We start from the raw sequence: 12,052 nt of genomic DNA, 5'->3' as shown, positions 1-12,052 counted from the left end.
GTATCTGCCTTTCCTGACGAGGTGCAAGACAACCCATTCATCGAATGAACATTCTTAATGTCGTTGGCGCCCGGCCGAATTTTATGAAAGTAGCCCCTTTGCATCTGACCTTTCAGGGGCAGCCGGGAGTTCAGTCGAAAATTGTGCATACCGGGCAGCATTACGACCCTCAGCTGAGCGATATTTTTTCTCATCAGCTTGACCTGCCCCCTCCTGATTATTCGCTCAACGTAGAGCCGGGACCGCCGATGCAGCAAATGGCTGAGATCATGGACAAGTTCGGCTCCGTGCTCCATATCGAACAGCCCGACTGGGTTTTGGTGGCTGGCGATGTAACGAGTACACTGGCCTGTGCACGAGTGGCGGCAAGAAGTGGTATCCGGGTAGCGCATGTGGAAGCCGGTCTGCGTTCGGGCGATTGTCAAATGCCGGAAGAGCGCAATCGAGTCCAGACCGACGCCATTGCCGATTTGCTGTTCGTAACGGAACAGGCCGGAGTGGACAATCTCCGGCGAGAGGGCATTGCTGAGGAGAAGATACACTTCGTTGGCAATGTCATGATCGACTCGCTCATGCAGTGCCGTCAGCGAGCGGGGGAGGTTAATACCCTTCGAACACTCGGGCTGCACCCCCGTGACTATATATTGATCACCATGCACCGGCCGTCGAATGTAGATACTCTGTCGGCATTACAGAAAGTGCTGCAATTGGTGGCAGATGCCGCTCACTACAAAACGGTGCTGTTTCCCCTTCACCCGCGTACCCGACAGAGCCTGATTCGCTTTGGTCTGCTAAACCAGCTGGCTTTTAGGCCAAATGTGCGTTTGCTGGAACCTCAGGGGTATCTGGAGTTCCTGAATTTGATGGAGCATGCGGCTATTGTCATTACGGATTCGGGGGGTATTCAGGAGGAAACGACGTTTTTGAACGTACCGTGTCTCACCTTTCGTACGACAACGGAGCGGCCGGTAACAGTCGAACTGGGCACGAATCAGTTGATGGCCGATCTGAACCCGGCGACTGCCTTACAAAAAATACGGGAAATCCTGAACGGTCGGGTCAAAGTGGGCCAGGTGCCTCCTTTGTGGGATGGCCAAACCGCTGCCCGAATCGCCCGTATACTAGGCAGCACAAGGCTGCACTGTGTTGATCGGCAGATTCCGGGTGAAGCATTTTAGTGTATCCGCAATTGTTATGAAACAACTTACGCTGAACCTCAAAACCGGCGACATCCAACTCGATGAGGTTCCTGTGCCCCTTGTGCGGCCGGGCCAGGTGCTGATTCAGGCCCGGCGGTCGCTGGTATCGCCAGGTACGGAACGTATGCTGGTGGAATTTGGAAAAGCAGGGTGGCTGGCCAAGGCGCGTCAGCAACCCGACCGGGTAAAGCAGGCGTTTGAAAAAATGCAGTCCGACGGATTATGGCCGACGGTGAAAGCGATAGGCCATAAACTGGACCAACGCCTGCCGCTTGGCTATTGCCATGTGGGTACCGTACTGGCGGTCGGCGAAGGGGTGACAGATATAAGAATCGGTGATCGGGTGGTGTCGAATGGGCCGCATGCCGAAGTGGTTTGTGTGCCCCGTAACCTGGTTGCATCCATTCCCGACCCGGTTAGCGACGACGAAGCGGTCTTTACCGTTGTTGGCGCTATCGGCCTGCACAGTATCCATCTGCTTAAGCCAACCCTTGGCGAAACGGTTGTCGTCGTTGGACTGGGCCTGATCGGGCTGCTCACGGCCGAACTGCTGCGGATAAGCGGCTGTCAGGTGATCGGCATAGACATTCACGAAGCCAGATGCGAGGTAGCGGCCCAACGGGGTATAACGGTCGTTCATTTATCCGTTGGGATGGACCCGGTCAAGGCCGTTCTGCTACTGACCCATGGGGTAGGGGCCGATGGGGTGATCATTACGGCCTCGGCTCAAGCGGATAAACTTCTGTCGAAGGCGGCTCAGATGAGTCGGAAACGCGGGAAAATTATCCTGGTCGGTGTGACGGATATGGCCCTGAGCCGGGCCGATCTTTATGAAAAAGAACTCACCCTCCAGGTTGCATGCTCGTATGGGCCCGGCCGCTACGACGATAACTACGAACAGAAAGGGCATGACTACCCACAGGCTTATGTGCCCCGGACGGTAAACCGAAACTTTCAGACCGTACTTACCTTCCTGTCGACGGGGCAGCTGTCGGTGAAGTCATTTATTACCGAAAAAATACTCCTGACCGATTACCAGAAAATATACGGTACGCTGAAGGCCCCGGACCGGATCGCGTCACTACTAACTTACGCTGAGCAGGTAGAACTCAATCCGGTGCTTACCCTGCGGGCGTATTCATGCCCTCCTGGAACGGGCACTATTGGCATCATTGGGGCGGGCAACTTTACCGGTTCCGTCCTGCTCCCCGCGTTGAGAACGGCCGGTGGAACGGTGAAGACCATTGCCAGTGCGGGCGGCCTTAAGGCAACATGGCTTGCCCGAAAATTTGCCATTTCCCAAAGTACCAGCGATTACCAGCAAATCCTGAATGACCCGGCTATCGACCTGTGCGTGATTACCACCCGACACGACAGCCACGCCCGGTTGGCCATTGAGGCACTGCAAGCGGGAAAGCACGTATTTGTGGAAAAACCGCTGGTTCTTTATGCCCACGAACTACGTCCGCTAATCGAACAGCAACAGCAGTCGGGCCGGATCGTGACGGTAGGGTTCAACCGACGGTTTTCGCCCTACGTTAAAAAAATGAACGCCTTGCTGGGTGGCGAACGAGCGGGTGATCTACCCATGAACATCGTCATAACAATCAATGCGGGTGTTATTCCGGCAACAGACTGGCAACACGATCGGGCCGTTGGGGGCGGTCGAATACTGGGCGAAGTATGCCACTTTGTGGATCTGGCTACCTTCCTGACGGGTAGCGCGGTGGTGAGCGTTTGTCTGAATGCCATGGGCAAGCGACCCACCGAAACGAGTGATTCTGCATCCCTGCTCCTGCGTTATGAAAACGGTTCGACAGCGGCCATTAATTATTTCAGTAACGGTAGCAAAGCGTATGCAAAAGAGCGACTGGAAGTATATTCGCAGGAGCGAACGCTGGTGCTGGATAATTTTCGGACGCTGACCGGCTATGGCTTCAAAGGGTTTTCCCGAATGTCAGGGAAGCAGAACAAAGGCCATACCGAGCAAATGAGGCAGCTGATCAAGGCCGTACGTGACGGGAAAATACTGGCCGGGTCCTGCCCGGTGGGACAAGTGGGGATTCCTTTCGCCGACATCATCAATACGACACAAACGATGTTTGCCGCCTTGCAGAGTCTGCACGAGAATCGATTTGTGCCTGTGGCTGATAGTGGCCTGTTACCGGTGAAACCACCTTTGGAGGATGGCAATGTATAAGATTGGTCTATTCTGGCGAACAATCACGCAATTGAGCCGTAGACAGTTGTTTTTTCAACTGCGGGTACGACTATGTGGACGCCCCCGACTTCGCTTTGCCCACCCAACGCCAACGGCTCACTTCCTAGTTGTGCTGAAGGCCGACAAACCTGTTTCGTGGCATTCGGGTACGTTTACTTTTTTGGTGAAGTCCTATTCGCCGGGGGCGGGGCCTATCGACTGGAATTGCCGCCACCCGAACCTGGCCACTTATGGTAAGCTTTGGACTTACAACCTCAATTACTTCGACTTTCTGAATCAACCGGATGTAAATGTGGAGGAGGGGCTTGCGCTGATTCAGGATTTTATGGATCAAACACACGCGCTGGAAGACGGTCTGGAGTCGTATCCAACCTCAGTGCGTATCGTTAACTGGATACAGTTTCTAAGTCGACATCAGATTCACAGTCAGGCCATCAATCGGCATCTGGCCGCTCAGGTCGATTTGCTTAGCTATCGGCTGGAGTACCATATCGGGGGGAATCATTTGCTCGAAAATGGCTTCGCCCTGCTCCTGGGAGCCCTCTTTTTTCGCCATATCCACTGGTTTCAAAAGGCGGTATCGCTTCTTGATACTGAACTAACCCGGCAGATTCTGGCCGATGGCGGGCATGACGAACGCAGCCCCATGTACCATCAACTCCTGCTTGACCGGCTGCTTACGGTTGTTGCCGCCTTACAGTTTGATACCTGGCAGGGCAACCCTACACTGCTTGTTTTTTTGACGGAGAAAGCCCAGCAAATGCTTGCCTGGTTAAATGCGATCTCTTTTGCGAATGGCGACATTCCCCTGGTGAAGGACTCAACTTTGGGCGTTGCTCCCACAATGGCCCAGCTTCGGGCTAAGGCAAGGCATGTGTTAACGCCTGAATATGATCTTGTTGTGGATAAGCCTGTGGCTAGTCTAAAGGAGAGCGGCTACCGCTTGTTTCGCACCGCCCGTTATGAGCTTTTTGCCGATGTTGGCCCGCCGGGGTCCCGTGTTCAACCCGGTCATGCCCATGCAGATACGTTTTCGCTCGTGCTTTATGTAGATAACCACCCCGTCCTTGTGGACAGCAGCACATCTACTTATCAGATCGGTCCGCGCCGGGATTTGGAGCGAAGTACAGCGGCTCATAATACGGTAGAAGTTGGCAGCCAAAATTCCTCCGAAGTCTGGGCCGGATTTCGGGTGGGTCGGCAGGCCAGGGTGACGGTCATTACAGATTCCCAAACCAAACTAAAAGCCCGACATACCGGCTACCACCACCTTGGCGTCATTCATGAACGGGAATGGTCTGTACAGCCAACCTGCCTGACCATTAGCGATCAGCTGATCCGCTCCGGAAAAAGAGCCGATTTGTGTGGCGTGGCCCGCTTTCATTTTCACCCGGACGTAGTACTACGCCAACTGAACGACGGCGTCATGGCCGGACCCCTGCAACTGTCGTTTGTGTCAAAAACCAAACCGATCATACGTCTTGTCAAGTACCACATGGCCGAGGGCTTTAACCGGTTGCGGCCCGGAAAATGTCTGGAGGTTTTATTTACCATCAGCCTGCAAACCACGATTTCTTTATCTGATACGTCCCCTTTGACGGGTGAAGACTTTACTGGATGACAATACTTTACCTAACGTTTTATTTCGAGCCGGATATTGGCCCTGGTTCCTTTCGGAATACTGCCTTCGTGCGGGAGTTGGCCAGCCAGCTCTATTCAGGTGCCACGATTCATGTGATAACTACCCAGCCAAACCGGTATCAGGCCTATCGGCCAGCCGCTCCCGAATGCGAAATCTGGAGTGAAGGCCAGTGCCCGGTGGTTATTGAGCGTATCCGCGTGCCGGCGCATAAAAGTGGGCAATTCGGTCAAATCCGAGCCTTCGCAGTTTACTGTCGTGCCGTGTACCAGCTTACCCGGAATCGACAATACAAGCTGGTCGTGGCCTCTTCATCCCGTCTGTTTACAGCCTTTCTGGGGGCAATCTTCGCCAGAAAACGACACATTCCGTTGGTTCTCGACATCCGTGATCTGTTTCGGGAGGTCATGCTCGATATGTATAGAAATTCGCTGCTTCGGGCTGCGTTAGCCTGGGGGCTAGGCCTTGTTGAGCAATACACATTCAGCTACGCCCGGCACATAAATTTAGTCTCTGAAGGCTATAAGCCCTATTTTCTGCGTTTCCCGAAGGCGACGTACAGCTATTTTTCAAACGGAATCGACGACGTTTTTCTGACAATTCCCGCCAGTCACCCTAATGGCGATTTGGACTGTAAAACGATACTGTATGCGGGAAATATTGGTGAAGGGCAGGGGCTGCACAAGATTATTCCGCAAGTTGCCCGGCAATTGGGCAATGGGTACCGGTTCGTGATTTTTGGCGATGGCGGTGCCCGGAAAGCCCTTGAAGCCGCCATTGAGACTGAAGGGGTGAGCAATGTTGAGGTTAGAGAGCCCATCAGCCAACACGTGTTAGCTGACCATTACCAAACGGCCGATTACTTGTTTGTTCACCTGAATGATCTGGATTCGTTAACGCGGGCCTTACCCTCCAAGTTGTTTGAACTCGGCGCGACAGATAAGCCCATCCTGGCCGGCGTTTCGGGTTATGCGGCTTCCTTCGTGCGCCATCACCTGACCAATACCATTTTGTTTGCCCCTGGTGATGTGGCTGATTTAGTCAGTCAATTGCGCACTACACCTTATTACACGAAAAGCAGAACGAAATTTCGGGCGCTGTTTCAACGTCAGGCAATCAGTCAGGCCATGGCCCGGTTAGTGGTAAACATACTGAATGATGCACTTCGTAACGAATCTGCCGGGCCGCTATGACTATTCTGCTCACAGGCGCGTCGGGCTATCTGGGTAGCCGTATCTACCAGATACTGGCTCAAAACCACCGCGTTATAACGCTGGGCCGAACGGTTTACAGCTCCCGGCATCTGTATAGCGACCTGGCCGAACAGGTTCCCGTGATGCCCAACGAACGGTTTGATCTGGTGATTCATGCAGCCGGGAAGGCGGATCCGGTGCCCCGAACAGACAAGGAACGTGCCGACTATCAGCGTGTTAATGTACAGGGGACAGCACATCTGCTCAAGGCGCTGGATACGATGGCCGTACGTCCAGCCGCCTTTGTTCACCTGAGCACCGTGCTGGTCTATGGCTGTTCTGCAGGTCATCTACTTACCGAAACGACTTCACGCTCAGCCATTGATCCATACGGTGTTAGTAAAATAGAGGCCGAGAAGCTTCTGCAGGAATGGGCCGCCCAAACAGGTGTTCGGCTAACTATTCTGCGGCTGCCATTGGTGGTTGCCCAACCCCTCAAAGGTAACCTGGCGGCTATGCAGCAGGCTATTCGGAAGCGATATTATGTGCGTTTCAGCAAGGGGCTGGCCCGTCGCAGTATGGTTCGGGCCGACGACGTGGCTGCCGTGATCCTCCGGGCTGCCAGTGTTGGCGGCATCTTCAATCTGACGGATGGTTATCACCCAACCGTTGGCGAGCTGGAAGCGGCTCTTGCCTGCCAGGTAGGGCGCGAGAATCGTATTCCAGTCGTGCCAGCCCCGCTTGCCAGCCTGGTCGCCTGTATGGGTGATGGTATCAATGCCATTGCCGGTCGACGGTTCCCACTAGATTCGATTGCCTTACAAAAATTAACAAGTACACTTACCTTCTCCGATGAACGGGCTCGTCAGCAACTTAACTGGAGCCCCCGGCCGGTGCTTGACCTTTTCCTATGAGCCTGACAGCCTATTTGCTACTCACCATTTTTCTGGTCGGTGCCGAATGGCTTTACATTCGGCTGGCCCGGAGGGCAGGCTGGTACGATGCCCCGAATGCGCGTAGCTCCCACGAAAAAGCAACGATTGTTCGGGCGGGCGGCTTTATCATTTATCTGGCCGCGATGGGTAGCTGCTGGCTGGGGAAGGCTGACACATCACTGTTCGGTTTTGGCTTAACGATCCTTGCGCTGGTCAGCTTCCGGGATGATTTTGTATCGGTGCCTAAACGCTATCGACTCGCTGTTCATCTGCTGGCAGTAGGATTATTTCTAATGCAGGAAAGGTTGGTTCCCGGTCAGTGGTATGGGGTGGCCGGATTATTATTCGTCGGCGTTGGTATCGTGAATGCCTATAATTTTATGGATGGGATTAACGGGATCACTGCGTTGAATAGCCTGCTTACGATTGGAACGTTCTGGTACTGGGGAGCCTGGTCGTCGGAAGAGACCGATCCGTTGTGGCCGACTGTCTTTATCGCGCTTCTGATCTTTAGCTATGTCAACGTGCGTCGACAGGCCATTTGTTTCGCCGGAGATGTGGGGAGTATTTCTATCGGATTTATTGTGCTCTACGGCCTGATGGAAGCGATCCTTCGGGGCCATACCTACCTGCCGCTATTGTGCCTTTCGGTTTATGGTGTCGATACGGCTGGAACGATCATCTACCGGCTCTATCACCGGCAACCGATTTTTCGGGCGCATCGACTGCACCTCTTTCAACAGTTGGTGCACGAAGCGGGTTGGCCACACCTGCGTGTGTCGGCGTTATACACGATTGTACAGGCTGTCATCAACCTGCTCGTCATCACAGCCATGGATTGGTTACCGCTGAAGCAGCTAGCTTTAGCGGTATCATTGTTGAGTGTACTAATGGGGATATATGGGTGGGCGAGGCATCGGATAAACCGTGCCAGGCAGAAAGCCGGTTTTGAGAAACTATCTTCACCGTCTTCAACCAACGCACCGGCACCAATCGGGTAAGGACATAAAAAAGGGTCGGTTTCGAGAAACCGACCCCATAAACGAGTATTTTTTCAGGTAATTGCCAGGACACTAGGGTTTCACGCTTTTGCCAATGGCAATCAGGTTTTCGGGAGTTTGCAGGCCCAGTACCTTCTTCAATATTTTGCCGTTACCATCAATGAACAGTAAGGTTGGGTAGGCTTCCAGCGGGTAAACCTGAGCTAATGCAGGGCCTTCGCCTTTTTCCATGTCCATCTTTACATTGATGAACTTCTCATTGTAGAAGTCACCAACGGCTTTTTTCGTGAATACGTTTTTCTGAAGCAGTTTGCAGGGGCCGCACCAGCTGGCGTAGGCATCCAGAAAGATGACTTTCTTCTCAGCCTTTGCCTTCTTCAAAATCTCTCTCCAGGAAGCTTCGGTAAACTGAATGCCTTCCGCATCATTACTCAAAACACGTTTGCTGTCGACAGTGCGGTTTAGCTTGGGTGGGTGAGCTGCGTGAGCTGGTACTGAATGAATTCCCACCAGCAGGATCGCCAGTAGCCAAATTACTTGTTTCATAGTCGAACCGGAGTACCGGTAGTCTTTATGGTTTCGGGATGATAACGATCGAACCGGCATTTTTCGTTTCCGCCGGTGAGCTGTTTTATAGAACATAATTAATGGATAGAACACCAAATTGCAAATCGTGTGCCATTCTCCTTAATCTTTCCGAACTTTGCGGCCGTTTTAGTCAACAATCGTATGCCTGTTAAGCAAGCCGAATTTCTCGTCAGTAATTCCGACCCGACCCTTTGTCCCAAGCCCGACCGGCCCGAGTATGCCTTCATTGGCCGTTCGAATGTGGGCAAGTCGTCGCTGATTAATATGCTGACGAGCCGGACCTCGTTGGCCAAAATTTCGGGCAAACCCGGTAAGACACAGCTCATTAACCATTTTATTATTGATAATGAATGGTACCTTGTCGATCTGCCGGGTTATGGATATGCGCAGGTGAGCAAAACAGAACGCGAAAAGTTTGCCGCCCTCATTGATGGGTATCTGACGGGTCGCCCTAATCTGCTTTGCATTTTCGTTTTGGTCGATGCCCGCATTGAGCCACAGAAAATAGACCTCGATTTTATGTCTAATCTGGGCGAAAGAGGGTTGCCATTCGTGATCGTCTTTACCAAAACAGAAAAACTTGGTCCAACGAAATTAAAAAATACGCTGGATACCTACCGTGAAAGACTACTGGAGGAGTGGGAGGAGACTCCTCAGTTTTTTGTGACATCGGCCATAACCGCCGTAGGCCGCGAAGAAATCCTCTCCTTCATTCGCCCCCTCAATGAGGGGTATAAGAAATAAGCGAAAGAGCGCAAGAAGGAACGAGTGAAAACAGACGTATGAATGCTTCGTATAAATTATTTGCTCTTTTACTCTTTCACTCCGCTTCGGCGGTCCGATTTCACCTTTAGTTAAGGCAATACACCCAACAAAACGCACGTTACTATTTTACAAAGTCTCTCTATGGAAGCATTAAAACAGATTGCCAATGTGGCTGGCTACAGCGGCCTTTACCGAATTGTAAAACCCGGCCGGGCTGGCGTCATCGTTGAGTCGTTAGATGAAAAAAAGGCTAAAACGATGATGGGCCCTACGGCTCGCGTATCGGTGCTGAATGATATTTCGATCTACGTCGACGACGATAGTGAAGAACAGTCTGTATCGCTCAGCCAGGTGCTGCTGGCAATCAATGAAAAGTACGGTGATACGTTATCAGTTGATCCGAAAGGCTCGAATGAGGAATTGGCGGAGTTTATGGCTTCGGTTGTTCCTGCCTACGATCGGGAACGTGTTCGTACAACCGACATCAAAAAATTAATTAGCTGGTATGGCATCCTGCGCCAGTTTGCTCCCGACGTGTTCGTGGTAGCCGAGGAGCCTGTCGAAGAAAAAACGGATGAGGTTGCCGCCACTGAGGAGCCGGCAGTTGATGAAGCCGCAGCTGCGCCGGTGGCCGAAGAAAAGAAAGCTAAAAAAGCATCAAAATAAGAAAAAGCCTAAACATAGGCTAGCCTACAGTGTTTGTCAGGTAGGTAAGACGAATAAAATTCTTCATTTTCAGTGAGAACAGAAAAGCCGCGATGACCATTGGTTTCGCGGCTTTTTAGTTTTTATGTAAGTGAGTAAGCGGCTTCGCCCAAGTCGGTAAGTCGGTAAGTCGGTAAGTTGGTAAGTCAGTAAGTTGGTAAGTCGGTAAGTCAGTAAGTTGGTAAGTGGCTGACGCGAGTATTGGTTGCACGCGTCAGCCACTTACTGACTTACTGACTTACCAACTTACCAACTTGGGCGAAGCCGCTTACTGACTGACTTAAGAAACTAATCCACCGTGCTCAACTTCACCGTGTTTGTCCGGCGGGCCTGGGTGAGGGGCATGCTGAGGGTATTGATGAAAATATCACCAGATGCCAGGTGGCCCTGGCTGACAAGCGTTTGTTTGATGCCGTCTACGGTCTGATCGACGGTTAAGCTTAGGTCTGGCTCATACGGCAGTACCTGAACGCCCCAGTACAAACCCAGGGTATTCCGTAACTGTACATCTTTCGAGAACACGAACAAACCCGCTTTGGGGCGGTGGTGCGACAGACGCACGGCAGTATAGCCTGAATTCGTGATACCAATGATCGCTTTGGCTTTCGTATCACGGGCCAGCCGGCAGGCACTCATCACGACATTGTCGTTGATGGCATTCTCGATCGGCTGTTCGTTGACCTGGGCGTGGTAGCGATAGTAAATCTTATCGGTCGACATTTCGACCTGCCGGATGGTGTTGGCCATACTTTCGACCGCCAGAATCGGGTATTTACCCGATGCCGTCTCGGCGCTTAGCATAACGGCATCGGCACCATCCATCACTGAATTGGCGATGTCGTTGATTTCAGCGCGGGTTGGGCGTGGAGAGTCGATCATGCTTTCGAGCATTTGCGTAGCCACGATAACGGGTTTAGCCGCCCGGTTACACTTCTCCACCAGCATTTTCTGAATCATCGGAACCTCTTCGGCCGGTAGTTCGACACCCAGGTCACCACGCGCTACCATCAGGCCGTCAGTGGCGGCAATGATTTCGTCGATATTCTGGATCGCTTCGGGCTTTTCGATTTTCGCAATAACGCGGCTGGTCTTTCCTTTCGACCGGATATACTCTTTGATCTCGAGAATTTCAGAAGCCTCGCGCACAAACGACAGAGCAATCCACTCGGCATTGTGCTCCAGACCAAATTCCAGGTCGGCCCAGTCTTTTTCGGTAACGGCAGGCATCGACACTTTCGTGTTTGGCAGGTTCACGCCTTTCTTCGACTTCATGGAACCACCGTAAACGACTTCGGTCACGACATCGGTTCCTTCTTTCCGGAGAACTCTCACTTCCAGTTTGCCATCATCCATCAGGATACGCTCACCCGCATGTACATCCCGGTACATATCTTTATAAGGTGTGCTTACCCGCTGAGCGGTGCCAATGATATCGTCGTTGGTGAAGACAAGCTCCTGGCCAGGTACGATCATGACCCCATCTTTATGCTCAACATTACCGATGCGGATTTTAGGGCCCTGCAAATCCTGAAGTACACAGAGATTGAGGTTATATTCTGCATTCAGCTCGCGAATGCGGCTTAAACGCATCAGGTGATCTTCGTGGGTGCCATGAGAAAAATTGAGCCGGAATACATTTACTCCTGCTTTGGCTAAGGCCAGCAATTGCTCTTTTGTTTCGGAAGCCGGGCCAACAGTAGCCACGATCTTGGTTTTCTTAGACATGAGGGGCGGGAAAAATTTCGCAGAATCGGCCATAAGCCAATGCAAAAATAACCGTATGCGCTGATAAACGGTGGTATTTGT

General features: G+C 52.2%; 10 protein-coding genes. 8 read left to right on the top strand and 2 right to left on the bottom strand.

Annotation, left to right across the window (positions count from 1 at the left end):
* Positions 1-44 precede the first annotated feature (44 nt).
* The 6 genes from wecB to ACYVK4_RS25645 are packed head-to-tail and all read left to right on the top strand — an operon-like array spanning position 45 to position 8,188.
* Positions 45-1,178, top strand: a complete 1,134-nt coding sequence (gene wecB, locus ACYVK4_RS25670; protein ID WP_461130432.1) for a non-hydrolyzing UDP-N-acetylglucosamine 2-epimerase — start codon at positions 45-47, stop codon at positions 1,176-1,178.
* A 16-nt stretch (positions 1,179-1,194) separates the two neighbouring features.
* Positions 1,195-3,399, top strand: coding sequence for a bi-domain-containing oxidoreductase (locus tag ACYVK4_RS25665; protein WP_461130431.1), 2,205 nt, complete (start codon positions 1,195-1,197; stop codon positions 3,397-3,399).
* A complete protein-coding gene (locus ACYVK4_RS25660) occupies positions 3,386-5,041 on the top strand; it encodes a heparinase II/III domain-containing protein (protein WP_461130430.1) in 1,656 nt (551 codons plus the stop codon). The genes ACYVK4_RS25665 and ACYVK4_RS25660 overlap by 14 nt, the downstream gene beginning before the upstream one ends.
* Positions 5,038-6,252, top strand: coding sequence for a glycosyltransferase family 4 protein (locus ACYVK4_RS25655; protein ID WP_461130429.1), 1,215 nt, complete (start codon positions 5,038-5,040; stop codon positions 6,250-6,252). The genes ACYVK4_RS25660 and ACYVK4_RS25655 overlap by 4 nt, the downstream gene beginning before the upstream one ends.
* On the top strand, positions 6,249-7,166 hold the full coding sequence (locus ACYVK4_RS25650; RefSeq protein WP_461130428.1) for an NAD-dependent epimerase/dehydratase family protein: 918 nt from the start codon (positions 6,249-6,251) through the stop codon (positions 7,164-7,166). Before ACYVK4_RS25655 ends, ACYVK4_RS25650 begins: the two co-directional genes overlap by 4 nt.
* Positions 7,163-8,188: an MraY family glycosyltransferase gene (locus ACYVK4_RS25645; RefSeq protein WP_461130427.1), complete on the top strand. Its 1,026-nt coding sequence runs from the start codon at positions 7,163-7,165 to the stop codon at positions 8,186-8,188. The genes ACYVK4_RS25650 and ACYVK4_RS25645 overlap by 4 nt, the downstream gene beginning before the upstream one ends.
* A gap of 72 nt (positions 8,189-8,260) precedes the next feature.
* On the opposite strand, the gene ACYVK4_RS25640 is transcribed toward ACYVK4_RS25645, so the two are convergent.
* Positions 8,261-8,734, bottom strand: coding sequence for a thioredoxin family protein (locus tag ACYVK4_RS25640; RefSeq protein WP_461130426.1), 474 nt, complete (start codon positions 8,732-8,734; stop codon positions 8,261-8,263).
* Between the two features lie 183 nt (positions 8,735-8,917).
* On the opposite strand from ACYVK4_RS25640, the gene yihA reads away from it, so the two are divergent.
* Together yihA and ACYVK4_RS25630 are read left to right on the top strand one after the other, a co-directional pair.
* The gene (yihA, locus tag ACYVK4_RS25635; RefSeq protein WP_461130425.1) at positions 8,918-9,520 is read left to right on the top strand and encodes a ribosome biogenesis GTP-binding protein YihA/YsxC; all 603 of its coding nucleotides are present in this window, start codon (positions 8,918-8,920) and stop codon (positions 9,518-9,520) included.
* A gap of 162 nt (positions 9,521-9,682) precedes the next feature.
* A complete protein-coding gene (locus ACYVK4_RS25630) occupies positions 9,683-10,207 on the top strand; it encodes a DUF5606 family protein (RefSeq protein WP_461130424.1) in 525 nt (174 codons plus the stop codon).
* A 327-nt stretch (positions 10,208-10,534) separates the two neighbouring features.
* Here the strand turns inward: ACYVK4_RS25630 and pyk are convergent, their stop codons facing one another.
* Positions 10,535-11,971, bottom strand: coding sequence for a pyruvate kinase (pyk, locus tag ACYVK4_RS25625; protein ID WP_461130423.1), 1,437 nt, complete (start codon positions 11,969-11,971; stop codon positions 10,535-10,537).
* Positions 11,972-12,052 lie beyond the last annotated feature (81 nt).

This window comes from Spirosoma aerophilum, from assembly GCF_054782495.1.
The sequence above is the reverse complement of the archived record's forward strand: the minus strand, read 5'-3'. Positions and strand labels throughout refer to the sequence as shown.